This window comes from Ruegeria jejuensis, assembly GCF_041537905.1.
Taxonomy (GTDB): Bacteria; Pseudomonadota; Alphaproteobacteria; order Rhodobacterales; family Rhodobacteraceae; genus Ruegeria_C.
On the sequence record NZ_JBGRUO010000003.1, the window covers coordinates 132,302 to 156,018 of the forward strand.

Annotated in this window: 22 protein-coding genes; 13 read left to right on the plus strand and 9 right to left on the minus strand. The window is 60.2% G+C overall.

Annotated elements, in window-relative coordinates; translation table 11 throughout:
* Window positions 1-28: 28 nt before the first annotated feature.
* Window positions 29-775 carry an IclR family transcriptional regulator gene (locus AB1E34_RS04980; RefSeq protein WP_372571231.1) on the plus strand — a complete coding sequence of 249 codons (747 nt, stop codon included), beginning with the start codon at window positions 29-31 and terminating at the stop codon, window positions 773-775.
* A 275-nt stretch (window positions 776-1,050) separates the two neighbouring features.
* On the opposite strand, the gene AB1E34_RS04985 is transcribed toward AB1E34_RS04980, so the two are convergent.
* The 3 genes from AB1E34_RS04985 to AB1E34_RS04995 form a co-directional block, all read right to left on the minus strand.
* The gene (locus AB1E34_RS04985) at window positions 1,051-2,664 is read right to left on the minus strand and encodes a long-chain fatty acid--CoA ligase (protein ID WP_372571232.1); all 1,614 of its coding nucleotides are present in this window, start codon (window positions 2,662-2,664) and stop codon (window positions 1,051-1,053) included.
* Window positions 2,665-2,904: 240 nt separating this feature from the next.
* Window positions 2,905-3,360 (minus strand): hypothetical protein, encoded by a 456-nt coding sequence (locus tag AB1E34_RS04990; RefSeq protein ID WP_372571233.1) that lies wholly within the window; start codon window positions 3,358-3,360, stop codon window positions 2,905-2,907.
* Entirely contained in the window at window positions 3,360-3,791 is a 432-nt protein-coding gene (locus AB1E34_RS04995; RefSeq protein WP_372571234.1) for a hypothetical protein, read from the minus strand. Before AB1E34_RS04995 ends, AB1E34_RS04990 begins: the two co-directional genes overlap by 1 nt.
* 587 nt (window positions 3,792-4,378) lie before the next feature.
* On the opposite strand from AB1E34_RS04995, the gene AB1E34_RS05000 reads away from it, so the two are divergent.
* On the plus strand, window positions 4,379-4,942 hold the full coding sequence (locus AB1E34_RS05000; protein WP_372571235.1) for a winged helix-turn-helix transcriptional regulator: 564 nt from the start codon (window positions 4,379-4,381) through the stop codon (window positions 4,940-4,942).
* A gap of 35 nt (window positions 4,943-4,977) precedes the next feature.
* On the opposite strand, the gene AB1E34_RS05005 is transcribed toward AB1E34_RS05000, so the two are convergent.
* The 5 genes from AB1E34_RS05005 to AB1E34_RS05025 form a co-directional block, all read right to left on the minus strand.
* Window positions 4,978-5,499, minus strand: coding sequence for a hypothetical protein (locus AB1E34_RS05005; RefSeq protein ID WP_372571236.1), 522 nt, complete (start codon window positions 5,497-5,499; stop codon window positions 4,978-4,980).
* The gene (locus AB1E34_RS05010; RefSeq protein ID WP_372571237.1) at window positions 5,499-6,437 is read right to left on the minus strand and encodes an alpha/beta hydrolase; all 939 of its coding nucleotides are present in this window, start codon (window positions 6,435-6,437) and stop codon (window positions 5,499-5,501) included. Before AB1E34_RS05010 ends, AB1E34_RS05005 begins: the two co-directional genes overlap by 1 nt.
* An 85-nt stretch (window positions 6,438-6,522) precedes the next feature.
* The gene (locus AB1E34_RS05015; RefSeq protein ID WP_372571238.1) at window positions 6,523-8,535 is read right to left on the minus strand and encodes an oxidoreductase; all 2,013 of its coding nucleotides are present in this window, start codon (window positions 8,533-8,535) and stop codon (window positions 6,523-6,525) included.
* 114 nt (window positions 8,536-8,649) lie between these two features.
* Complete coding sequence (locus AB1E34_RS05020) at window positions 8,650-10,428, minus strand: acyl-CoA dehydrogenase C-terminal domain-containing protein (RefSeq protein ID WP_372571239.1); 1,779 nt, start codon at window positions 10,426-10,428, stop codon at window positions 8,650-8,652.
* Window positions 10,429-10,580: 152 nt separating this feature from the next.
* Window positions 10,581-11,258 carry an IclR family transcriptional regulator gene (locus tag AB1E34_RS05025; protein WP_372571240.1) on the minus strand — a complete coding sequence of 226 codons (678 nt, stop codon included), beginning with the start codon at window positions 11,256-11,258 and terminating at the stop codon, window positions 10,581-10,583.
* 94 nt (window positions 11,259-11,352) lie between these two features.
* Here AB1E34_RS05025 and AB1E34_RS05030 point away from each other — a divergent pair, with 94 nt between their 5' ends.
* The 11 genes from AB1E34_RS05030 to AB1E34_RS05080 all read left to right on the plus strand — a co-directional run bounded on the left by AB1E34_RS05030 (window position 11,353) and on the right by AB1E34_RS05080 (window position 23,020).
* Window positions 11,353-12,543, plus strand: coding sequence for a CaiB/BaiF CoA transferase family protein (locus AB1E34_RS05030; protein ID WP_372571241.1), 1,191 nt, complete (start codon window positions 11,353-11,355; stop codon window positions 12,541-12,543).
* Window positions 12,540-13,364, plus strand: coding sequence for a citryl-CoA lyase (locus AB1E34_RS05035; RefSeq protein ID WP_372571242.1), 825 nt, complete (start codon window positions 12,540-12,542; stop codon window positions 13,362-13,364). The genes AB1E34_RS05030 and AB1E34_RS05035 overlap by 4 nt, the downstream gene beginning before the upstream one ends.
* 134 nt (window positions 13,365-13,498) lie before the next feature.
* Complete coding sequence (locus tag AB1E34_RS05040; RefSeq protein WP_372571243.1) at window positions 13,499-14,914, plus strand: YcjX family GTP-binding protein; 1,416 nt, start codon at window positions 13,499-13,501, stop codon at window positions 14,912-14,914.
* On the plus strand, window positions 14,911-15,363 hold the full coding sequence (locus tag AB1E34_RS05045) for a GNAT family N-acetyltransferase (protein WP_372571244.1): 453 nt from the start codon (window positions 14,911-14,913) through the stop codon (window positions 15,361-15,363). The genes AB1E34_RS05040 and AB1E34_RS05045 overlap by 4 nt, the downstream gene beginning before the upstream one ends.
* The gene (locus AB1E34_RS05050) at window positions 15,360-16,346 is read left to right on the plus strand and encodes a YcjF family protein (protein ID WP_372571245.1); all 987 of its coding nucleotides are present in this window, start codon (window positions 15,360-15,362) and stop codon (window positions 16,344-16,346) included. The genes AB1E34_RS05045 and AB1E34_RS05050 overlap by 4 nt, the downstream gene beginning before the upstream one ends.
* Before the next feature lie 99 nt (window positions 16,347-16,445).
* On the plus strand, window positions 16,446-17,741 hold the full coding sequence (locus AB1E34_RS05055; RefSeq protein WP_372571246.1) for an SDR family oxidoreductase: 1,296 nt from the start codon (window positions 16,446-16,448) through the stop codon (window positions 17,739-17,741).
* On the plus strand, window positions 17,738-18,223 hold the full coding sequence (locus AB1E34_RS05060) for a DUF2269 family protein (RefSeq protein ID WP_372571247.1): 486 nt from the start codon (window positions 17,738-17,740) through the stop codon (window positions 18,221-18,223). Before AB1E34_RS05055 ends, AB1E34_RS05060 begins: the two co-directional genes overlap by 4 nt.
* A gap of 180 nt (window positions 18,224-18,403) precedes the next feature.
* On the plus strand, window positions 18,404-21,319 hold the full coding sequence (gene ileS / locus AB1E34_RS05065; RefSeq protein WP_372571248.1) for an isoleucine--tRNA ligase: 2,916 nt from the start codon (window positions 18,404-18,406) through the stop codon (window positions 21,317-21,319).
* Window positions 21,320-21,410: 91 nt separating this feature from the next.
* Window positions 21,411-21,866 (plus strand): methylated-DNA--[protein]-cysteine S-methyltransferase, encoded by a 456-nt coding sequence (locus AB1E34_RS05070; protein WP_372571249.1) that lies wholly within the window; start codon window positions 21,411-21,413, stop codon window positions 21,864-21,866.
* 69 nt (window positions 21,867-21,935) lie between these two features.
* Complete coding sequence (locus AB1E34_RS05075) at window positions 21,936-22,394, plus strand: hypothetical protein (protein WP_372571250.1); 459 nt, start codon at window positions 21,936-21,938, stop codon at window positions 22,392-22,394.
* Complete coding sequence (locus AB1E34_RS05080) at window positions 22,391-23,020, plus strand: class I SAM-dependent methyltransferase (protein ID WP_372571251.1); 630 nt, start codon at window positions 22,391-22,393, stop codon at window positions 23,018-23,020. Before AB1E34_RS05075 ends, AB1E34_RS05080 begins: the two co-directional genes overlap by 4 nt.
* Here the strand turns inward: AB1E34_RS05080 and AB1E34_RS05085 are convergent.
* Window positions 22,992-23,693 carry a CDP-alcohol phosphatidyltransferase family protein gene (locus AB1E34_RS05085; RefSeq protein WP_372571252.1) on the minus strand — a complete coding sequence of 234 codons (702 nt, stop codon included), beginning with the start codon at window positions 23,691-23,693 and terminating at the stop codon, window positions 22,992-22,994. The genes AB1E34_RS05080 and AB1E34_RS05085 overlap by 29 nt on opposite strands.
* Window positions 23,694-23,717 lie beyond the last annotated feature (24 nt).

Consider the following 23,717-nt stretch of genomic DNA (forward strand, 5'->3'; position numbering starts at 1 on the left):
GAAGACCCAAGTCGCAGGAACATCCCAAATGACTGAAAAGAATGAAAAAAACGGAATTCAGGTCATTTCCAGGGCCGCGACGATTCTGCGAGCATTGAAGGAAACACAATCGGGTATGAGTCTGGGGAAAATCGCCGAACGGGTCGATCTGCCCCGCTCAACGGTACAGAGAATCACCAGCGCGTTGGCGGAAGAAAGGTTCGTAATCTCCGATGCTGGCGGCGGCGGACTTCGGTTGGGGCCGGAACTCAGCGCTCTGGCCGGCGCTGCGCAATACAATATCGTAGAGCATTGTCGCCTGTTGCTGACCGAGCTGACCCAGAAAACCGGCGAAACCACTGACCTTGCCGTCATGCGTGGCATCGGCATGGTGTTTCTCGATCAGGTGCCCGGCGTTTACCGGCTTACAACGGTATCGCAAGTGGGTGAGGTCTTCCCTCTGACGACCACCGCCAACGGCAAAGCCTGTCTGGCGCAACTTGAGGAAAGCGCAGCCGTCAAACTCATCCGAAACGAATGGGACCGAAACGGTGTCAAACGTGATCTTGAGGTTCTGCTGCAAGAACTCGCAGAGGTCCGCCATACTGGGCTCGCCTATGATCTGGACGAACACTCAGCCGGTGTTTCCGCCATCGGGTTCTCTTTTAGAGATTGGGGCGGCGACCTCCACGCTATCTCGATCCCGGTTCCCTCAACACGTTTCGGGCGGCAAAGAGCTTTGATTGAGCATGCCCTGCTTGAAACGGCAGCCAGCATTCACCAGACATTTGAGTGAGCTTTCGGCGAACGCGAAATCTGGACAGAAGTGGCACAGAAGAATTGCTATTTTTGGTGCCCGAGTTCGCAGGATACCCAAGCGAGGCCATACTGGCCTCGCCCTTGCTCCGGATGTGGCGTCCGCCTGTGGCTGGGGAAACTTGAAGCCGGCGCGCCGCTTCCCCACCTCTCAAACCATGGTTGATCAGTCGCGCAAAACGCTGACGGAGTTCCTTTAGCATCACAGGCCTCCCTTCGACCGAAGCTTTTGTCGAAGTGCTTTTGGCCAAGGATTTACGGCATCAGCATGTCGCCAAACTCTTCACGTAGCTTGTTCTTGAGAACCTTGCCGGTGGCCCCCAACGGCAGTTCTTCTACGAAGACGACCGCGTCGGGCATTTGCCATTTCGCGATTTTGCCGTCGTAGAACGCGATCAATTCATCGTCGGTGATCTGGCCGGTCTTTTGCGCGACGATCACAGGGCGTTCGTCCCATTTCGGATGCCGCGCGGCGATTGCGGCGGCATTGGCGATCGCGGGATGGCCGATGGCGATGTTCTCAAGCTCAACGGTGGAAATCCACTCGCCGCCCGACTTGATGATATCCTTGGACCGGTCGCGGATTACCATGTAACCATCAGGGTCGATCGTTGCGACATCGCCAGTGTCGAACCAGCCATCCTCGGACAGTGTGTTGCCGTCATGCCCGAAATAGGTGTCGACGATCCAATGACCTTTGATCTGCAGCATACCCTGCGTTTCGCCATCATTGGCCAGCGTGTTGCCTTCGTCATCGACGACGCGCAGGTCAACACCAAAGGGCGGACGGCCCTGACCCATGCGCAGCGCGTTCATGGCATCATCGTCAAGCTCTGCGTGCTTGGCCTTGGGCTGGTTCGCGGTTCCAAGCGGTGACGTCTCGGTCATGCCCCAGGCGTGGATCATCTCGATCCCATGCTTTTCGCGGAACTCGTTGAACATGCTGGGTGGCATGGCGGACCCGCCCACCACGGTACGGCGCATCGTCGGCAGGTTGGTGCCGCGCGCGCTCATCTCGGCCAGCAGACCCAGCCAGATGGTTGGCACGCCCAGCGAGATGGTGACCTCTTCCGCTTCGATCAGGTTGACGAGGCTGGCCCCGTCCATGCCCGGCCCGGGCAGTACCAGCTTGGCGCCAACCACGGCGGCAACATAGGGAATGCCCCAGGCCGAGACGTGGAACATCGGAACCACGGGCAGAACCGAATCCCGGCCCGACAGGTTCAGCGCGTCCGGCAGGGCGATGGCAAGCGCATGCAGCGAGATCGACCGGTGCGTATACTGGACACCCTTCGGGTTTCCGGTGGTGCCAGAGGTATAGCACAGGCTGGCGGGCGCGGTTTCCTCGATATCGGGCCAGACGTAATCCGGATCGCCGGTTTCCAGCAGCTCGTCGTAAAACAGCAGCCCATCCACCATCGCGGCGGCTTCCTCGTCGCGCGGACCCATGAGCACAACTGCTTTGACCGTCTTCAGCATCTGGCCCAGCTTAGCGGCTACCGGCAGAAAGGTCTTATCCAGGAACAGAACCTGATCCTCGGCGTGGTTGATGATGTAAACCAGTTGCTCGGGGAAGAGGCGAGGGTTGATCGTATGACAGACCATACCGCCGCTGGCGACGCCGAAGTAAATCTCAAGGTGGCGCACATTGTTCCACGCAATGGTGGCAACCCGCTCACCTTGCTGAACACCCAACTTGTTCAGGGCCGAGGCGAGTCTGCGCGCGTTCCTGGCAACTTCAGACCAGTTGGACCGGCGCACGCCCCCCGTCGTTTCAACAGAAACAACCTCTGTATCGCCGTGGAATTTGCTTGCGTGGTCGATTATCGCGCCCACGTTGAGTTGTTGGTACATCATCGTACCTGTCATATGCAGTCTCCTCTTCTGCAATTTCCGGGTCGTCGCCCGTTGGTGGTCAGTTGACGTTTGTTGCCGCTTAGATTTCTGCGGGGGTGTTTCACGTCAGGATTGCCGCATCCCGTGCAGCCCTGACGCAGTGATCCGGGGACGAGAGACACAGCCCGGGCCTCAGCGAAACTGAGATGCTACGTCCGGGGGATTTCATGATGGTCTCATTGCCCACAAATTCAGATGAACCAAACGGCTCGGCTAGAGTCTTATTGCACGGCAGGCAATCGTTGCCCCAATGAGTGCGCCTGCGGTTGTCTGGGGAATAGATGGTGCGAAACTGAGCGGCGACAGCGTTCCGGTTCCAATGCACAATCCGATCACGTCGTAATTGTGAATGACGTTTGCCCCCCAAAGAGACGTCAACGCTCCGATCACGGCAAATGCCAGAACCCGCGCAAAACCTTTGCTGGTCAGGACAAACAGCATCGCCAACACAAAAACCGCCCCCTGGCCCAACCCCGCAACCAGCAGATACCAGGCATGATTTGCAATTGCGGCTTTTGTACTCATCGCGGCGTACAACAGGTCATCGCCCCAAAGAGAAACCTCAATCACAGCCTTTGCGAGGAACGCTGCGACCGCGCAGACCAGCAACATGCGCAGGCTGAGCGGGCTGAACCACAACCGGCTCTGGTGTTGCAGGACAGCCGACATCACAGGCGCAGTGCTTCGCAGACGGCTCTGCCGCGCTCTGTAAACAGCAGGAGCGAAATCAGCAGAGCTCCGACGAAGGACAGGATCATGTTCTTGTAGACAAAGATCATGCCCATCTCGCGTGCGCCGTAGTAATTGACGTTCAGGGCGATCTCGTAACAAAAATACCCACATGCCGCGTAGGGTACAAACGCAACGGTCGTCCCCCAGAGTATGGAGGATTTACCCTCGAAGCGGTCCACGACAAAGACATCCAGGAAAACACCTGCCAAGGCTCCCATGCCGACGCCGCAGAAAAAGCCCCAGAACGCCATGACCCATATGGGCTGGCCCGGATACAGGATGACGCCCTGGACAAGGATGAACATGATTTCTGCAAAAATGCCTCCGATCACACCCAAGACGATTGGGCGCAGGTACTTCTTGCGCATTGCAATGACGTCACTTGGTGACGCAGTCGGAGCATAGACCCCCATGTATCGTTCCTCCCTTGGAACTCCAAAAAATCAGACGTAACTACAGAACCGATCTGAGCCGATCAGGTCTTTTCGTCCCTGCCTAGAAAAGTTGACGACTCGGCGATATCCGTGCTGCTGATAGGGGCGGTTTTGAAACACCCCGCGGATCTTTCACACACTCACTGGTATTCAACAGCCCCAGGCTGCCCGCATCAGCTTTGGAAACTGACAGGCCGGACAATGCAGAAGCTTTGCCGTGCGTGGAACAGTTGTATCGTGCAGTTGTCATTGCGTCCTCCCAGCGCGATAGACATAACAGGGGCAAAAAGGTTCATAAAAGCAACTAAAACGTGACGTCATTTTTTGTGCTCTGCTGTTGAGCGGCTGAGAAGCCGACATTACCTTAACGTCAACCATAGGTCGGATTTACCGACATGATATTGGCGAAGGATCTGGGAAGCGTTCTGGTGTTAACCCGGGTTTTATCTTGAAATCTGAGCGTTTTGCCGCGAACCAAACACCCAGAGCCGTTCATCCGGAGCAGCTCGACACGGGAAAACGTGAAATGCACAACCGGTGGTCCATTAGAAAATGACTTCAGTAGAAAATCCATGACCGTTCCACTTTCTGATAGAAACTGCAGCTGGGCGCGGTCTCTCGATGTTCTGGGGGACAAATGGAGCCTTCTGATCGTGCGGGAAGCACTGGTCGGGGCCACGCGGTTCTCTGACTTTCAGCGTAGCCTCGACATGGCCAGGAACGTATTGACCAACCGTCTCGAAGCATTGTGCGAGGCAGGAATTCTGAGCAAGCATCCGCAAAAGGAAGGCAGTTCCAGGAGCTTTTACGTTTTGACGCCAAAGGGAAGCGCGCTTTTTCCCGTTGTTGTCGCGTTGGGCCAGTGGGGCGACAAATGGATATTCGGCTCGGAAGGCGAGCCGGTGCGCCTTGTCGAGCGCATGACAGAGATACCTTTGCAGGAAATCACTGTTGCGACTGAAACCGGCCAAACCGTGACTCCGGCCGATCTGAAGCTTATGCCGGGCCCGGGCGCAGAACCAAGCACGCGGAAACACCTCAAGAAAATGCAGAATGCCTGCCACAATGGCACCGGCTCGAAATAGGGTCTCCCTGCGATAGCAAACCCCCTTCACTAAGTTCAGGGTGTTTTGAGCCTGGCCAGACGACGCGCGGCGGCATTCAATAGACAAATGCTATATAGTTTGTGCGCTGGCAACGCGATGCGGAACACAAGACCAAGCCGAGGTCGTTCGCCGTCTTCAGCTTGGGCAGGCTCCAAAACAGATCCGAAATAAAGCCTCGTACAGCCCTGACTTTCGTGATCCAACAGGAACCAGGATCGGGTCCGGTTGCTTCCGCTGACGGCTTTGGCAATCATTTGATTGTCCTGCCGCTGCTCAAGTCGCCACACTGCGAAGGCGTTGGTATCGCCGGTAATGTAGGCCGACAAATCCCGGTCGCTTGTTGGCACCTTCAACAGCGATCTCAGGATCAGACGTTCCAGGCGAAACAGCCAGCTGCCATAGAACGCTGACAGATAGTCCTCAAACGTCACGTGGCCGGAAATCTCTGTTGAGAAACAATCGGTATAGAAACCCGGTTTGGATGCATAGCTGTCGATCAGCGAACCAGATGGCGGTTCGGTCGCCCGCGCGCGCATTACGCCACCTTGGCAGTCTCGCCAGAGGCAAGATGCCTCTTCAAGAAGGCACGCGTCCTCTCAAGAAAGAGCCCCGACGTCTTCCATTCCGGCGCCATGATTTCAAACACATGCGGCGCGCCATCAACATACATAGTCTCGCAGGGCACTCCGGCGTCGATTAGACGGTCCGCATATGTGCGGGTTTCTTCAGAGAACAGATCATATGTGCCAACGCCGATCCAAGTCGGAGGCAGGCCGCTCAACTCCTCCCGCCGCGCCGGTGCCGCATATTCCGACACATAAGCATCTCCGGCCTTGGCCGGATGCAGATAGGCGTTCCACGCCACCTTGTTGCAGCGGTTGTTCCAGATCTCAAACGTTTCCTTGTCCAGCGATCGGTCCGCTGCGGTGCGGTCGTCCAGCATTGGATAATGCAGAACCTGCGCCACCGGCTGCTGTCCACCCTCGTCGTGAATGCGGTTCACCAGAGCTGCCGCTAGCCCGCCGCCGCCGCTTTGACCCAGAATGGCCATACGCGTCGAGTCGATGTCTTCCGCGTCCAGCATCCATTGCCACGCCGCGTGCACGTCGTCCAAGGCCGCAGGGTAGGGGTTTTCCGGTGCCCAACGGTATTCAACGGTCACAATTGGAACGCGGAGCCAGCGTGCAAAACGCGAAGCGACCTCGTTCACCTGCTCGGTCGTTCCAGCAATAAAACCGCCACCATGTATCCACAGCACGCCCCCTTCAAGCGCTGGTGCGATGGGACGAAACACACGCAAGAGCAGCGGTCCGATATTGTATTCGTCTACCGTCGCACCAAATTCCGCTTTGGTCTTCGAGCCCATGTTGTAAAGGAAGCGCCCCAGCGGGATGGTCGCGCGGTTGAAATACGGGAAAACCGGCAGCCAGCGGTACGCATCGGCAAGCTCGGGGTTCAGCCTGTCATTTGCCATTTCATTCTCCTTCTTTATTCGCACCGCAGGTGCAGGATATGAAGGCCCGCACCATATCCTGCACCTGCGACCGAATGCGCGTGGATCAGACCACTGCTGCCAGTCTGACGGCCTGGTCGATAGCGCGTCTTGCGTCGAGTTCTGCGGCGACGTCGGCACCGCCGATGAGGGTGGGGGTGCCGCCCATTTCGGTGGCCAGATCACGGTTTGATTCCTGCCCTGCGCAGAGGATGACGTTGTCCACCTTCAGCACCTGCGGTTCACCGTCGACGGTGATGTGCAGGCCCTCATCGTCGATCTTCACATACTGGCAGCCGCCGATCATGTTCACCCTGGCGCGCTGCAGCTGTGCGCGGTGGATCCAGCCGGTGGTCGGCCCCAGGTTCTCGCCAAGTTTCGACGTCTTACGCTGCAGCAGATAGACGTCGCGTGCGGGGGCGGGGATCTCCGGCGCGCCGGTCAAGCCGCCCCGGGTCTTGCCGCTCAGGTCGATGCCCCATTCGCGGGCAAACTGATCGGGGTCCAGGCTGGCGGAGGGGCCGGAATGGACAAGAAACTCGCTGACGTCAAAGCCGATGCCGCCCGCGCCGATCACCGCCACGCGTTTGCCAACGGGCTTCTTGTCACGCAGCACATCGACATAGGTCATGACCTTGGGGTGATCGATGCCAACAATCTGCGGCTCGCGCGGATGCACACCGGTTGCGGTGATCACTTCGTCAAACCCGTCCAGATCCTCGGGTTTGACGAAGGTGTTCAGGCGCAGATCGACACCAGACAGTTCGATTTCCTTGCCGAAATAGCGCATGGTTTCGTGAAATTCTTCCTTGCCGGGCACTTGCACCGCGATGTTGAGCTGCCCGCCAATCTTGTCAGCCGCGTCAAACAAGGTCACGTTGTGGCCGCGCCGCGCCGCCGTCGTGGCATATGCCAGCCCAGCCGGGCCCGCGCCGACAACCGCGATCTTCTTTGGCGCGTCGGTCGGCACAATCTCGATCTCGGTTTCATGGGCCGCGCGCGGGTTCACCAGACACGACGTGACCTGTTGCATGAACACCTGATCCAGACAGGCCTGGTTGCAGCCGATGCAGGTGTTGATCTCGTCCGAGCGGCCGTCGGCAGCTTTTACCACAAACTCGGCATCAGCCAAGAAGGGGCGCGCCATCGACACCATGTCCGCGTCGCCGCGTTCCAGGATCTCTTCGGCCACTTCCGGCGTGTTGATCCGGTTCGAGGTGATGACCGGCACCGAAACCGCGCCCTTGAACGCGGCGGTGATGCGGGTGAAGGCGGCGCGCGGCACCAGCGTGGCGATGGTGGGCACCCGCGCCTCGTGCCAGCCGATGCCGGTATTGATGATCGAAATCCCGGCCTTCTCCAATTCCTGCCCCAGCTCGATCACCTCTTCCATGGTCGAGCCGCCCTCGACCAGGTCCAGCATCGACAGGCGGAAGATCAGCAGGAAGTTCTCGCCCACGGCCTCGCGCGTGCGGCGCACGATCTCAACCGCCAGACGGGTCCGATTCTGGTAAGAGCCGCCCCAGCCATCGGTCCGGTGGTTCACGCGCTCGGCGATGAACTGGTTGATGAAATAGCCCTCGGACCCCATGATCTCGACCCCGTCATAGCCGGCTTTCTGGGCACAGACGGCGCAGTTGACGAAATCGTCGATCTGCTTCTCGATCTCGTCCGAGGTCAGTTCGCGCGGGACAAACGGGTTGATCGGGGCCTTGATGGGTGAGGCGCTGATGTTGTCGGGGTTATAGGCGTAGCGACCGGTGTGCAGGATCTGCATGCAGATGACCCCGCCCGCCTCATGCACCGCCTCGGCGATCGGGCGATGCTCTTCGATATCATGCTCGTTCATCATGGTGCCGCCGCCCTTGATCACGGCACTTTCCGGGTTGGGGCCGACGCCACCGGTTACGATCAGGCCAACGCCCCCGCGTGCGCGATCCGCATAAAACCGCGCCATGCGTTCGACACCCCCCTCGATATCCTCAAGACCAAGGTGCATCGACCCCATCAAAACGCGGTTCGGCAAGGTCACATGACCAACTTCGAGCGGTGCAAAAAGGTTGGGATACTGTTCAGTCATTGGCTTGATATCCTCCTGTCGGCTACGGGGAGTTTAGCTTATCTGACCCGGTAGCTGGTGTTTCATAGCTGTGCCGGTCACTTTGAATGTCCGGCGGGGTTTATCTCGGAAGTCTCAGAATTCCTCGGCAGTCATGTCCATGACCGGTTCGGCACCGGCGCAGCTGCGGATCAGCAGTGATTTCGTCTTCGGCAACTGCCGCATCATGTAAAACCGCGCGGTCTTCAGCTTCGCCTTGTAGAAGGCGGGATTGCCCTGGCCAACCGCCAGCGCCTGTGTCGCGGCGACGGCCTGGCGCGCCCACATGTAGCCCAAGCATACATGCCCAAAAAGGTGCATGTAGTCATAGGAACCGGACAGAACGGAATTGATATCGCCCATTCCGCATTTGGCAAAATAAGCAGCCCCGGATTGCAGGTCGTTCAGCGCATCCGCCAGCGGCGCGATGAACGCTTCTCCGACTTCGGGTGCGTTCTTGTGTTCGGCAATGAAGGCCCCGACGATCGAGAAGAATTCACGCATCGCCTGCCCGCCATTGGCGGGCATCTTGCGCGCGACCAGATCCAGCGCGTGAATGCCGTTGGCCCCTTCATAGATCTGCGCGATCCGGGCATCGCGGGCAAACTGGCTCATTCCCCATTCTTCGATATATCCGTGGCCGCCAAGAATCTGCTGCGCCTGGATCGTCATGTCGAAGCCGACATCAGATAAAAAACCCTTCATGACCGGGGTCAGGAGAGAGACCAACGCATCCGCCTCGGCATCGTTGTTGCGATGCGCCCGGTCGATCAGTGTCGCAGCCCAATAGGCCAGAGCGCGGCCACCCTCGGCAAAGCTCTTTTGTTCCAGAAGGTTGCGACGCACGTCGGGGTGCACAATCAGCGGGTCCGCCGGACCTTCGGGGTTCTTCGCACCGGTTACGTCGCGCCCCTGCAGCCGGTCCAACGCGTAGTCGCGCGCCGCCTGATAGGCAGCTTCGCCCAGTGATACACCTTGCAACGCCGTGCTGACCCGCGCTTCGTTCATCATGGTGAACATGGCGCGCATGCCTTTATGCGCATCCCCCAACAGGTAACCCGTTGCACCATCATAGTTCATCACACAGGTTGCATTGCCGTGCAGGCCCATCTTTTCTTCGATGCTGCCGACCGACACGCCATTGCGTTCACCGGGATTGCCGTTTTCATCGACCACATATTTGGGCACGATGAACAGCGAAATGCCCTTCACCCCTGTGGGGGCGTCGGGCAGGCGGGCCAGCACCAGATGTATGATGTTGTCGGACAGGTCATGCTCACCAGCAGAAATGAAGATCTTCTGGCCCGAGATTTTGTAAGTCCCGTCCGCCTGCGGTTCCGCCCTGGTACGCAACAGCCCGAGATCGGTACCGCAATGAGGCTCGGTCAGGTTCATCGTGCCGGTCCATTCGGCAGAGATCATCTTGGGCAGATAGGTCTGCTTTTGCTGCTCGGTCCCATGCGCCAGAATCGCCTGGGCCGCGCCATGCGTCAGCACCTGATAGATGATGAGCGACACGTTAGAGGCGCTGAGGAAATCGTTCACCGCAATCAGCATAAGAAACGGCAGATTCTGCCCACCGTATTCTTCGGGCATATCAAGACCGGTCCAGCCCCCGTCTCGCAAGGCATCAAAGCCTTCGCGAAAGCCCGGAGCGGTAAAAACCTGGCCATTTTCGAGCTTGCACCCGATCTGATCGCCATCCTGGTTTATTGGCGCAAAAACATCGGAGGCCAACTTGCCTGCTTCATTCAGAACCGCAGTCGTAAAATCGCTTTCAAGATCCTCGTAACCAGGAATGTCGGACTCCGTGACCCGAAAGATATCGTGAAGCAGGAACTCAGCGTCATCAACCGGTGCTGTGAAATGCGGCATTATGATCTCCTCCGAACTTTAGGAAGTCCTAACATTTAAGTTGCAAGTAGCAACTCTTTGATTTGGCTACGTTGCGTAACAGAGGCTGTGCCAGCCCTCGGCGTGCAGAATAGGACTTCTTGTCAGTTTCTGGTTCCGTAGTCGGGAAATCGTCAAGCAAGGCCCTGGCTCAATGCCCGCGCAGAGGCCACGACAACGATACGTGCTTTGGCAAGAGCATCGCGGTTCAGTCTTTCGTGCGGCCCGGACACTGCAAGCGCGCCGTGAAACTGCCCGGTCGCGTCTATGATCGGTGCGGCGACGGCCGAAATATGGGGATTGCGTTCTCCCTGCGAAACGCAACTTCCGTCGGCGTCCAGGCGTGTTCTGGCCGTTTCATCGCCGAGATGAAAGGCCGCCAGAACATGCCCTGCCGCGCCCGATTGCATCGTCAGGCGCGCGCCTTCATCGAGATGATGGCGAACAGGATCGGGCGAATTCTCGCGGTAAAGGCATAGCCGTTCATCCTGATCGGGAACGTAGAACGAGGCGGTCTCGCCGGTCTCTCTGACCAATTGGCGCAGCACCGGGCGGACGGATTCGCCTAGTTCGAAGTTGCGGCGGTAAAGCGCGCCAAGCCGCCATAGGGCCGGTCCGAGACGGAAACGCCGGTTCGGATCGCGTTTCAGATAGCCATAATGTTCAAGCGACGCTGCGAGCCGGCTTACGTTGCTTTTGTAAAGGCCTGTTTCCACTGAAATTTCCGTCAGGGTCAGCGCCGGTCGATCTTTCGAGAATGCCTCAAGAATTGACAGCGCCTTCTCGACGGCTTCAACACGTGGCTGTTTCATCTGTTCTACTCTGCGCAACAAAACTCAGAAAAAGTTGCGATGGATGTGCTCGGATGTCTACGTGAAAAGGCAGTGAATAGACCGATGGAACCACATGGGACCGCTCTCCAATATCCGAGTTCTCGATTTGACAAACGTGCTTGCGGGCCCGTTTGCCTGCCATCATCTGGCGCATCTTGGGGCTGAGGTGATCAAGGTCGAGGCCGCCGGGCGCGGCGATCTGGCCCGGCAATTGGGGGCTGATCCCGAACTGAACAAGAAGGGCATGGGCGTCTCGTTTCTGGCCCAGAACGCGGGCAAGAAATCCGTCACGGTCAATCTCAAGCACCCGGACGGCAAGGCGCTGTTTCTAAAGCTAGTGAAAACCGCCGATGTGGTGGTCGAGAATTTTCGCCCCGGTGTGATGAACCGTCTCGGGGTTGGTTATGAGGCCCTGAGAGAGGTCAATCCGCGCCTGATTTACTGTGCGATTTCGGGCTTTGGTCAAGAGGGGCCATGGGTCCATCGCCCGGCCTATGATCAGATTATTCAAGGCGCGTCCGGCGTCATGTCGATCACCGGGGATAGCGACACTGCGCCCCTGCGGGTGGGTTATCCGGTTGCCGATACGGTGGGTGGCATGACCGCCGCCTTCGCAATTACCGCAGCGCTGAGCGGCAACCCGCGCGGGTCCTTCATCGACGTTTCGATGCTTGAATCGGTGCTCGCCACCATGGGCTGGGTGGTGTCAAACTACCTGATTGCCGGGGTCGTACCTGCTGCGAATGGCAATGAAAATGTGACCTCTGCGCCTTCGGGCACCTTCGAGGCGGGTGATGGCCTGATCAACATCGCCGCAAACAAGGACGAGCAATGGGTGTTGCTGACCGATCATCTGGGATTGGCCGAGCTCCGCGCGCGACCGGACTATGCCACCCGCGAAGATCGCAAAAAAAACCGGCTGGCGTTGAAGGCAGAGCTGGAAACCGTACTGAAAACCCGGCCCGCGCGGGATTGGGCAAAGGACCTGAACCGGATCGGCGTGCCGTCAGGTGCGGTTCTGACGGTGCCGGAGGTGCTGGAGATGCCGCAGATCGCAGATCGCGGTTTTCTGCACGGGTTCGAAAACGTGCCGGGTGTGGAGCGCGACATTCAGGTCGCTACCACCGGCATCAAGATCGATGGCAGCGCGCCGGTGGTCGACACTCCACCGCCCCTTTTGGGTGAACACAATGCTCAGATTTGGGGTGAGCTGGGCGTAAGTGGCGAGGCTCTGGACGCACTGAAGAAGGATGGCGCGATATGAACGGGACACAGAACGATGTCTCTGATTGGTGGAAAACGGACATTATCGATATGGTACCGGGCGAGATCCGGCTTCGCGGACATCCGATTGAGGAACTGATCGGCAATGTGACCTTTCCACAGATGATCTGGCTCATGACCCGCGGCGATATCCCGTCGAAGGCGCAGGCGGAGCTTTTGGAATGCGCACTGGTCGCGGCGGTGGATCATGGGCCACAAGCACCATCGATCGCGGCCTCACGCATGGCGGTCACCTGTGGGTTGGGGCTGAACGGGGCGATGGCCTCGGCGATCAACATGCTGGATGACATCCACGGCGGCGCGGGCGAACAGGCGGTTGAGCTCTATAGCTGGATCGACAATGCGGTTCAGGCCGGTCAAACGCTTGAAACGGCGGTGCCCGAAATGATTGATCGCTGGCAGACGGAGTGCACAAAATTTGTACCGGGTTTCGGTCACCGTTTTCACAAACCCGTGGACCCACGCGCGCCGCGTCTGCTGGGCCTGGTTGATGAGGCCGCGCTGGCAGGTACGGTCAGTGGCCGCTATGCCGAGATTGGCCGCGCCATCCAGCACATGCTCAACACGCGCAAAGGCAAGCCGGTGCCAATGAATATCGATGGTGCCACAGCAGTGATTTATGCGGAACTGGGCTTTGCCGGGCCATTGGCGCGCGGGCTCTTTTGCCTCTCGCGTTCAGTCGGGATCATCGCTCATGCCTGGGAGCAGATGAACCAGGGCGGGCGCAACAAAGGACCGACCCCGCCGTCTTACCGGTGGACCTATAGCGGCCCGAGTCCGATAGACCCGAAAGGTGATTGAGGGCCATCAGGGCTTTGGGTCGCGATGGAGCGGGTGCCTTGTTCATTCGGCAAAACATCCCGGAACGCGAAGCAGAGCCTCGCAAATTCCGTGATGGCCGCCTATCTTGGCCTCGAATAGTCAGAGGCAGCGGTTTGGTTTTATCTTCAATTGCCGACACTTTGGTGCGCGGTGTGGAAAATGCCGGGGATGTGGTCTCCGAGGCGCTGTTTGAACCGGTGATCCGGCTGGGCGTGACCGGATTGGCACGGTCCGGCAAGACGGTGTTCATCACTTCACTGGTATCCAATCTGCTGGACCGGGCACGAATGACCGGCCTTGCGGCTGCACAGGAAGGGCGGATCGAGGCTGCCTATCTGCAGCCGCAGCCGGACGATACCGTGCCGCGCTTTGACTATGAGACCCACCTGGCGGCGCTGACCTCGGATGCGCCACGCTGGCCAGACAGCACGCGCGCGGTATCGGAACTGCGCCTGTCGCTCAGGGTGCGGCCATCGGGCCTGCTCTCTGGGTTGTCGGGGCCGCGCACGGTTCATGTCGATATTGTCGACTATCCCGGCGAGTGGCTGTTGGATCTGGCGCTGCTGGAAAAATCTTATGCCGAGTGGTCGCAGGAAGTTCTGACCCGTATCTCGTCGCGGGCATGCGCGGCGGGTTTCCTTGCGCATTTGCAGGATGTCGTGCCCGAGGCAGAGCATGCTGAGCCGGTCGCGCAGGCTCTGGCACGCAACTTTGCCGACTATCTTGTCGCGGCGCGCGATGAGGGCCATTACGACTGCACGCCCGGTCGCTTCCTGCTGCCCGGTGATCTTGAGGGCTCGCCGGTTCTGACCTTCGCACCGCTGCCGGTCGATGGGCCTGCGCCGCGCAAGTCGCTGCATCGCGAGATGGAGCGGCGGTTCGAGGCCTACAAATCACAGGTGGTAAAGCCGTTTTTCCGGGACCACTTCGCTCGTATCGACCGGCAGGTGGTGCTGGTCGATGCGCTGGGTGCGATCCATCGTGGCCCGCGCGCTGTCGAGGATCTGCGGCGTGGAATGGGGGATATCCTCGCGGCCTTTCGGCCCGGTCGCAACGCCTGGTTGTCGCGTCTGCTGCTGGGCAAACGGGTTGAAAAGATCCTGTTTGCGGCCACCAAGGCGGATCACCTGCATCACAGCCAGCATCCCCGCCTGACCGCAATCATCGAGGCGATGACGCGCGAGGCGCGCGACCGTGCCCGCTTTGCCGGTAGTGAGACAGCGGCGCTGTCCTTGGCCTCGCTGCGGGCCACGACCGAAGAGATGCGCGCGCATGAGGGCCGTGAATTGCCCTGCGTGCGGGGCCGCTTGCTGGAAAGCGGCAAACAGGCGGCCTTCTATCCCGGTGATTTGCCCGAAGACCCATCGCATCTGCTGGGTCCGGCGCGAGACGGTGCCAGCGAATGGCTCTCGGGCGATTATGAGGTGATGAGCTTTGCCCCGGCGCGCCTGACGCTCAAGCCGGGCGAGGGGCCGCCCCATATCCGGCTGGACCGGGCCGCGCAATTCCTGATCGGTGACCGGCTATGAGCGTGTTGCTGCGACCGGCGCAACCGACCGATGCCGGGCGGTGCGGGGACATTCTGCACGGTTTCACACGCGACAATGATTGGATGCCCGACCTGCACAGCGCGGCGGAAACCATTGCCTTTTGCGGCACGATGATCGCGCGGCGCTGGGTGACCGTGGCCGAACTGGAGGGCAGGGTCGAAGGGTTTCTGGCTCGCGATGGCGCATTGATCCACTCGCTCTACCTGTCGCAACAGAGGCGCGGACAGGGCATCGGCGCGCGCTTGCTGGACACAGCCAAGGCGCAAAGCGACCGGCTGGAGCTGTTTGCGTTTCAGGCCAATCCCGGTGCGGCGCGCTTCTATCTGCGCGAAGGGTTCAGCGAAGCGGCCCGCAGCGATGGCCGTGACAATGACGAGAACCTGCCCGATATCAAGTTCATCTGGTCCAGAGAGGCAACAACGACATGACCAAAGGCCCGGTCCTGATCGATCTTGAAGACGAAGACACCCCCGCGCCCAGCGTCACCGACGCGCCGCCCGTTCCCGACGCCGGGGCCGGGCGCGCCATGCAACTGGCCGCCCAGGTCGCCGCACGACGGCCGTCGCGTCTGGCGCGCTGGTTCTGGGGGCTGCTGCTGACGGTTGTCGGCGCGATGGTTTCCATCGCGGCCTGGGATTTCGTCAACAACCTGTTGGCGCGCATGCCTCTGCTGGGCTGGGCGGTCTCGGGCCTGCTCGCGGCGCTGGTTCTGGCCTGCGTGATCCTGGTGATCCGCGAATTGGCGGCGCTGGGCCGGTTGCGCCGTGTCGACGGGCTGCGGCAGGCCGCCGTGCAGGCTTTGGCCGAACATGACCTGAACCAGGCGCGCGCGGTCAGCGACCGGATCAACAAGCTCTATCAAGGGCGCGAGGATACCCGTTGGGGCCTGCAAAGCCTGGCCGAGCGCAAGGCGGACCAGTTCGATGCCGATGCCATGATGCAGCTGATGGAGGATGAGGTGCTGGCCCCGCTTGATGCCGCTGCCAGCCGCGAGGTCGAAAACGCCGCCCGTCAGGTTGCAACGGTCACGGCCCTGGTTCCGCTGGCGCTTGCCGATGTGCTGACGGCGCTGACCGCCTCATTGCGAATGATCCGCCGTATTGCCGAGATCTATGGCGGGCGCGCCGGGCTATTGGGCAGCTGGCGCCTGACCCGTGCGGTCTTTACGCATCTGGTGGCCACCGGCGCAGTGGCCGTGGGCGATGACCTGCTGGAGCCGCTTCTGGGTGGCTCACTGCTCAGCAAACTCTCGCGCCGCTTCGGCGAAGGTCTGGTCAATGGCGCGCTCAGCGCCCGCGTCGGCGTCGCCGCAATGGAGGTCTGCCGACCGCTGCCCTTCTCCGACCGTCATAAACCCTCGGTCCGCGGTATTGTGAAGCGCGCGCTCAGCAGCGTCTTTTCCCGAAACTGATCTTTTGTGCTCCGATGTCGCGGTGGGCGTTATATGGGTTTCCGGCGGTTCGCCGGGCTGTAGGATGACAAGACGATCTGCCTGATCCGAGGTGACGCATTGACCACACATATTCTGGTTCTGGGGGCCTATGGGTTCATTGGCAGCGCTGTCGTCAGAGCGCTGAAAGAGCGAGGTTATCGTGTCACCGGGCTGGTGCGCAATCGGCGTGTCGCGGCCCGGGTCCTGCCCAATACTCCGGTCAGGGTCGCTGATCTCAGAGCGCTGACGGACCCCTCCTGCTGGTCCGATCTGCTGACTGATATCGATGTCGTGGTGAATTGCGCAGGTGCGTTGCAGGATGGCGGCGGCGATGATCTGGAGGCTGTGCACCACCTTGCCATCGCAGCATTGGGTGCGGCCTGCGTCGGGCGCAACATTGCCGTGGTTCAGGTCTCTGCCGTTGGTGCCGACCCTCAAGCGCCCACCGTGTTTATGCAAAGCAAGGCGCGCGGAGATGCTGCGTTGCGCCGCTCCGGTGTTTCGCTGCACCTGCTGCGGCCCGGCCTCGTGGTCGGACAGAGCGCCTATGGCGGAACGGCGCTGTTGCGAATGCTGGCGGCTGTGCCTTTCCTTCAACCTCTCGCGCTGGGCCGGGTTCCGATCCAATGCGTCGGATTGTCGGATCTGTGCTGCGTGATCGGAGAGACGATCGATGGGCAGCTCGCGCCGGGGTGTTACGATCTGGTCGAAACACATCCGCGCGATTTGGCCGGGGTTGTGGCGTCAACACGCGCGTGGTTGGGGTTTGAACCCGCCAGACACTTAGTCGAGATGCCAGGCTGTTTAATCAAAGGGTCGTCGCATGCCGCCGATCTGCTGGGCCATCTGGGATGGCGCTCGCCCCTGCGCAGCACGGCATTGACGGTGTTGCGCGACGGGATCACCGGTGATCCGAGCGCTTATGCGGCGACCGGAGGGCGTATCCGGCCGCTGCCCGAAATCTATGCAAGCCAAAACTGCACCCGGGCCGAGCGTCAGGAGGCCCGGCTTTCCTTGCTGATGCCGCTGATTCTGGCCGTGCTCTGCATATTCTGGTGCATCTCGGGGGTGATTGGCCTGTTACGGATGGATACCGCTGCCGAAGTTTTGCGTCAGGCCGGTTGGGGACCATCGCTTGCGGCTGCGTCGGTTCTGTTCTGGTCCATTGCTGATCTGGCTTTGGGGGCGGGGCTTTTGCTGCGACGCTGGGCAGCACGGGCCTGCGTCGGGCAGGTCGCGGTCTCGATCGCCTATCTCCTGGCTGCAACCTTTGTCGTACCGCAACTTTGGGCAGATCCGCTGGGCCCACTGGTCAAGATCCTGCCTGCCGCGATGCTGTCGGTTGTTCTCTACACCCTGCTGGAGGACCGATGATCGAGCTCGATTTGCTCCTGCGCTGGCTGCATGTGATCGGGGCCTGTGTCTTGTTTGGAACCGGGGCGGGGATCGCCTTTTTCATGCTGATGGCGGTGCGCAGCCGTATCCCTGCCGTGATCGCTCAGGTGGCGGCGTGGGTGGTGATCGCGGATCTGATTTTCACCACGACCGCCGTGATCGCACAGCCGGTAACAGGCATATTGCTGGCCCATGAGCTGGGCTGGGACCTGACCGAAGGGTGGCTTCTGCTTTCGATCGCGCTTTATGCCTTTACCGGAGCGTTCTGGTTGCCCGTTGTCTGGATCCAGCTACGCCTGCGCGACCTCGCGCGTGCCGCCGCCGCGCAGGACGCGCCCCTGCCACAGGCGTTCGACCGGCTCTATCGCATCTGGGTTCTCTGCGGCGCTCCGGCATTCTTCGCGGTGCTTGCAATCATCTGGCTGATGCTGGCCCGGCCCGATATCCCGCTCTTGAAGTGAACGTGACCGCTTTACCCCGGTTGGAAGCCGCCATATAAGGCGGCCATGTCCTGTCTGAAGGCCATCATTATTCGAATTACGACCCCGGCGCTCTGATCTGACGAGACGCCGGGCAAAGGTGTTTGAGACCTCGCACCGACCCAACATCCGACCCATATGCCATCGACAAGGACGCCACCCATGTGCGCCGACACGACCCAAACGCCCGACTACAAAGACACGCTGAACCTGCCCAAGACCGATTTCCCGATGCGCGCCGGCCTGCCCAAGCGCGAGCCCGCATGGCTGGAGCGTTGGGAAGAGATCGGTGTCTATGACCGCCTGCGCGACAAAGAGGGGCGTCAGCCCTTTACCTTGCATGACGGCCCTCCCTACGCCAACGGCCATCTGCATATCGGCCACGCGCTGAACAAGACTATCAAGGACATGATCGTGCGGTCGCATCAGATGATGGGCTTTGACGCGCGTTATGTGCCCGGCTGGGACTGCCACGGCCTGCCGATCGAGTGGAAGATCGAGGAACAGTACCGCAAGAAGGGCAAGAACAAGGACGAGGTGAACATCGTCGACTTCCGTCAGGAATGTCGCAAGTTCGCAGAAGGCTGGATCGACATCCAGCGCGAGGAGTTCAAGCGTCTGGGCATCACCGGCAACTGGTCCGATCCCTATATCACGATGGACTACCACGCCGAGGCGGTGATCGCCGACGAGTTCATGAAGTTCCTGATGAACGGCACGCTCTATCAGGGTTCGAAACCAGTGATGTGGTCGCCTATTGAAAAGACAGCGCTGGCCGAGGCCGAGGTCGAGTATCACGACAAGGACAGCTTCACCATCTGGGTGAAGTTCAAGGTCGTGAATGCCGGTGATCTGGATGACGTATTTGTTGTTATCTGGACAACGACTCCGTGGACGATGCCGTCAAACAAGGCGGTCGTGTATGGCAAGGACATCTCTTACGGCTTGTACGAAGTCACTGGCGCGCCGGATGAATGCTGGGCCAGCGTTGGAGACAAGTTCCTGCTGGCCGACAATCTGGCTGGCGATGTTCTTGGCCGCGCCCGTCTGAACGATGACCAGTGGACTCGTGTAAGGGATGTCACCGCCGATGAACTGGCAGGTGTTCAACTGACCCACCCGTTGGCCGGGGCCGAAGGTGGCAATGGCGAATGGGACGATATTCGCGACTTCCGCGCAGCCGACTTCGTGACCGATACAGAAGGCACCGGCTTCGTCCACTGCGCGCCCTCGCATGGTATGGAAGAATTCGAACTGTATCGCGATCTGGGCATGCTGGAGCAGGTCATCACCTATAACGTGATGGATGACGGTAGCTTCCGCGCCGATCTACCGTTCTTTGGTGGCACATACATCCTGTCCCGCAAGGGCGGTGAAGGCGACGCGAACAAGGCCGTGATCGACAAGCTGGCCGAGGTCGGTGGACTGCTGGCGCGTGGCAAGATCAAGCACAGCTATCCGCATTCCTGGCGCTCGAAGGCTCCGATCATCTATCGCAACACGCCGCAGTGGTTTGCCTCGGTCGACCGCAAGCTGGATGACGGCATGGGCGAGATGGGCGATACCATCCGCACCCGCGCCCTGCGGTCCATTGACGAGCTAGTGAAGTGGACGCCGCAGACCGGTCGAAACCGCCTCTATTCGATGATTGAAGCGCGCCCGGACTGGGTTCTGTCCCGCCAGCGTGCCTGGGGCGTGCCGCTGACCTGCTTCACCAAAAAGGGCGCTCTGCCCACCGATGCGGATTACCTGCTGCGCAACGACGAGCTCAATGCCCGGATCAAGACGGCGTTCGAGAAAGACGGCGCGGATATCTGGTACACCGATGGCTTCAAAGCGCAGGTTCTGGACGGCATCGTCAACCCCGACGACTATGATCAGGTGTTCGACGTGCTGGACGTGTGGTTCGACTCGGGCTCGACCCATGCCTTCGTTCTGCGCGACCGCGAGGATGGCACCGAGGACGGCATCGCTGACGTCTATATGGAGGGCACCGACCAGCACCGCGGGTGGTTCCATTCGTCCATGTTGCAAGCCTGTGGCACCAAGGGCCGTGCGCCCTATCGCAACGTGGTAACGCACGGCTTCACGCTGGATGCCAAGGGCAACAAGATGTCCAAATCGCTGGGCAACACCATCGTGCCGGAAGAGGTCATCAAGCAATATGGCGCCGATATCCTGCGTCTGTGGGTGGCCCAGACCGACTACACCGCCGATCAGCGGATCGGGCCGGAAATCCTGAAAGGCACCGCTGACAGCTATCGCCGTTTGCGCAACACGATGCGCTTCATGCTGGGCTCGCTGGCGGATTTCTCGGAAAGCGACCGCGTTGATCCCGCCGATATGCCGCGTCTGGAACGCTGGGTGCTCAGCCGTCTGGCCGAGTTGGATGAGCAGGTGCGCAAGGGCTATGCCGCGTTTGACTTCCAGGGCGTGTTCAGCGCGGTCTTTACCTTTGCCACCGTCGATCTGTCGTCCTTCTATTTCGACGTCCGGAAAGACGCGCTCTATTGCGACGGCGACAGCCTGCGCCGCCGTGCGGCGCGCACCGTGCTGGACATTCTGTTCCACCGCCTGACCGCCTGGCTGGCCCCGGTTCTGGTCTTCACCATGGAAGAGGTCTGGCTGGAACGCTTTCCGGGCGATGACAGCTCGGTGCATCTGGTCGATTTCCCGGATACACCCGCCGATTGGCGCAATGCTGAGCTTGAGGCGGGCATGGCCAAGATCCGTCGCGTGCGTCGCGCGGTGACCGCAGCGCTGGAGGTGCAGCGTCAGGACAAGGTGATTGGTTCCAGCCTGGAAGCCGCGCCGATCGTGCATGTCGAGGATGGCGAAACGCGCGATCTTCTGGCTACGTTCGACGTGGATGATATGTGCATCACCTCGGGCCTGACCGTGACGGCTGACCCAGCCCCGGCCGAGGCGTTCCGTGTTCCGGAAATAGAGGGTGTTGGCGTGGTGTTCGAAAAGGCCGAAGGTGCCAAGTGCCAGCGCTGCTGGAAGATTCTGCCGGATGTGGGTCGCCATGCGCATTCGGGGGTCTGTGGACGCTGCGACGAAGCGCTTTCGGGCTGAGATTGGCTGCAAGCCGCTTGCAAGCGGCTTTCACCGCCCTGCGACAGGAATAGGCTTGCGGCCAACCGCCAGCGTCTGTCAGGCTGCGATCATGAATATGATCGCAGTCCAGACACAGTTCGGCACATTGGGCATCGCTGAGGAAGCCGGGGAGATCACCTCGGTTGTCTGGGACGGTGTTGCCAGTGGCGAGGAAACGCCCGTCCTGCAAGAGGCTGCGTCGCAGATGCGCGCCTATGACCGGGGCGCGTTGGAGGATTTCGACCTTCCGTTGCGCGTCGCGGGCTCAGACCTGCAGCAATCGGTTTGCGCCGCCATGCGGGAGATTCCTTTCGGCTATACCCGCACCTATGGCGAGATCGCCCGCGATCTGGGCGTGCCTGCGCAGGCGATCGGGCAGGCGTGTGGCGGCAACCCGATCCCGGTGATCATCCCCTGCCACCGTGTGATGGGAGCCAAGGGGCTGACCGGGTTTTCCGGCAAGGGCGGGGTCGAGACCAAGGTTGCACTGCTGCGCCACGAAGGGGCTGCCGGACTTCTTATTTGAGGCAGATCAAGGCGTTGATCACACGCCATCAGGCATCGTGTGCCGCAGACTTGAAAAGGGAAGACGACAATGACGGATCGCGCCGCGTTGAAACAGGCCGTTGTAGCAAAGCTGATGTCTCTGGAAGAGGCCGAGCTGGCTGACGCCATCGCCCATTACGAGGCATTCATTGCGGATTCGCGGCTGGATGAACGTGAGACCCATGACAAGGACGATCTGGCGGCCTCGCGTGAAAACGCCGATCTGGCCGCGGCCTTCGATACGCCGGTGCAAGCCCACCATGCCAAGATCGACGTCATCGAGAACACCGATTTCAGCCTGACCGACGCCGTCGGCCCCGGTGCCATCGTCTCGTTCAAGGACCGCAGTTTCATCATCTGCGTCTCGACCACCCGTTTCGAGGTGGAGGGCACGACCTATATGGGCGTTTCGACCGCCAGCCCGATCTACAAGGCGATGGCGGGGCTCGAGGCGGGCGAGAGCTTTGGCTTCAACGGGACCGAGTTCGAGATACAGGACGTTCTGTGAAACCCGAGGACACCACCTCGGTCGACAGTATTCTTGCAGCCTATGACGAGGCAGCGGATACGCTGACTGAACGGCTTGAGGCGTTGAGCACAGCGACCGTCTTACAGCCAGTTGCGGGTTTTCTGCCGCGCGATCCGGCACGGATACTTGATGTGGGCGCGGGAACCGGGCGCGATGCGGCGTGGTTCGCCGGGCAGGGACATCAGGTCTGGGCTACGGAACCGGTTGACAGTTTGCGGCAAGCGGCGCGTGGCTTACATGAGAGCGCGGCCATCACATGGCTTGATGATGGCCTGCCGGATCTGCGACAATCCACTGCGCTGGGCATCAAGTTCGATCTGGTTCTGCTCAATGCGGTGTGGCATCACGTTCCGCCCGCGTTGCGGGGGGCCTCAATCGCCTCACTTGCGGGGCTGACCGGAGCGGGCGGACGAATGATCATGTCCCTGCGCGAAGGCCCCTCGGACCCGACACGCCCGGCCTTTCCAGCAGCTGTGGACAAGACCATTGCACAGGCCGAGGCGCAGGGGCTCAGGCTGTTGCGGCGCAGTTGGGTGGAGGCGGTGCAGCCCGAGAACAGACGCAGCGGTGTGATCTTTACCTGGCTGGTTTTCCAGCGGGAATGATTTGCTGCGCGATGCCTGCGAAAACCAGGTAGAGGCTGGTCAGCACAAGCCCCCAATGCGCCCAGCTTTCAGGGTGGAAATCGACCCAGGCGGCCCAGCCGGCAAAGAATGTCCAGGCCAGCGCCATCGACAGGCTGAGCGGGCGCCAGCGTTCGGTCCGCACCGGATGAATGAACTTGAGCGGCAGGAACATCGCCACCGCCAAGGCGCTGACCAGGCACAGGCTGACCCAGAAATTTGGTTCAAGCGCGAAAATCACCAGGATCACCATGTTCCAGCAACCGGGGAAGCCGGAAAATGAATTGTCCTTTGTCTTCATGCGTGTGTCGGCAAAATATAAAGCGCTGGTGAAGGTTATGATGATGATTGCAAACCAGCCGGTCCAGCCATCCATCAACCCGGATTTGAACAGCGCAAAGGCCGGGATGAATACGTAAGTCAGATAGTCGATGATCAGATCCAGCAGTACGCCGTCAAACTCAGGGGCGTTCTTCTTGACGTGATAGTGCCGCGCCAGCGGGCCGTCGATGCCGTCAACGATAAAGGCGACGACCAGCCAGAGAAACATCAGGTCCCATTTCGCATCAACAGCGGCCAGCATGGACAGCATCGCGAAAACAGCTCCGGTGGCTGTAAAAAGGTGAACGCCAATCGCGCGTTTTCTCGGTGTCATTCCGATTTCATGACCGAATTTGTT

Coding starts and splice junctions, on each gene's coding strand:
- AB1E34_RS05050 (WP_372571245.1), top strand. CDS start 15,360: ATGACCAAAGGCCCGGTCCTGATCGATCTTGAAGACGAAGACACCCCC.
- AB1E34_RS05045 (WP_372571244.1), top strand. CDS start 14,911: ATGAGCGTGTTGCTGCGACCGGCGCAACCGACCGATGCCGGGCGGTGC.
- AB1E34_RS05015 (WP_372571238.1), bottom strand. CDS start 8,535: ATGACTGAACAGTATCCCAACCTTTTTGCACCGCTCGAAGTTGGTCAT.
- AB1E34_RS04985 (WP_372571232.1), bottom strand. CDS start 2,664: ATGACAGGTACGATGATGTACCAACAACTCAACGTGGGCGCGATAATC.
- AB1E34_RS05085 (WP_372571252.1), bottom strand. CDS start 23,693: ATGACACCGAGAAAACGCGCGATTGGCGTTCACCTTTTTACAGCCACC.
- AB1E34_RS05070 (WP_372571249.1), top strand. CDS start 21,411: ATGAATATGATCGCAGTCCAGACACAGTTCGGCACATTGGGCATCGCT.
- AB1E34_RS04980 (WP_372571231.1), top strand. CDS start 29: ATGACTGAAAAGAATGAAAAAAACGGAATTCAGGTCATTTCCAGGGCC.
- AB1E34_RS05060 (WP_372571247.1), top strand. CDS start 17,738: ATGATCGAGCTCGATTTGCTCCTGCGCTGGCTGCATGTGATCGGGGCC.
- AB1E34_RS05030 (WP_372571241.1), top strand. CDS start 11,353: ATGGGACCGCTCTCCAATATCCGAGTTCTCGATTTGACAAACGTGCTT.
- AB1E34_RS05035 (WP_372571242.1), top strand. CDS start 12,540: ATGAACGGGACACAGAACGATGTCTCTGATTGGTGGAAAACGGACATT.
- AB1E34_RS04995 (WP_372571234.1), bottom strand. CDS start 3,791: ATGCGCAAGAAGTACCTGCGCCCAATCGTCTTGGGTGTGATCGGAGGC.
- AB1E34_RS05020 (WP_372571239.1), bottom strand. CDS start 10,428: ATGCCGCATTTCACAGCACCGGTTGATGACGCTGAGTTCCTGCTTCAC.
- AB1E34_RS05025 (WP_372571240.1), bottom strand. CDS start 11,258: ATGAAACAGCCACGTGTTGAAGCCGTCGAGAAGGCGCTGTCAATTCTT.
- AB1E34_RS05075 (WP_372571250.1), top strand. CDS start 21,936: ATGACGGATCGCGCCGCGTTGAAACAGGCCGTTGTAGCAAAGCTGATG.
- ileS (WP_372571248.1), top strand. CDS start 18,404: ATGTGCGCCGACACGACCCAAACGCCCGACTACAAAGACACGCTGAAC.
- AB1E34_RS04990 (WP_372571233.1), bottom strand. CDS start 3,360: ATGTCGGCTGTCCTGCAACACCAGAGCCGGTTGTGGTTCAGCCCGCTC.
- AB1E34_RS05010 (WP_372571237.1), bottom strand. CDS start 6,437: ATGGCAAATGACAGGCTGAACCCCGAGCTTGCCGATGCGTACCGCTGG.
- AB1E34_RS05005 (WP_372571236.1), bottom strand. CDS start 5,499: ATGCGCGCGCGGGCGACCGAACCGCCATCTGGTTCGCTGATCGACAGC.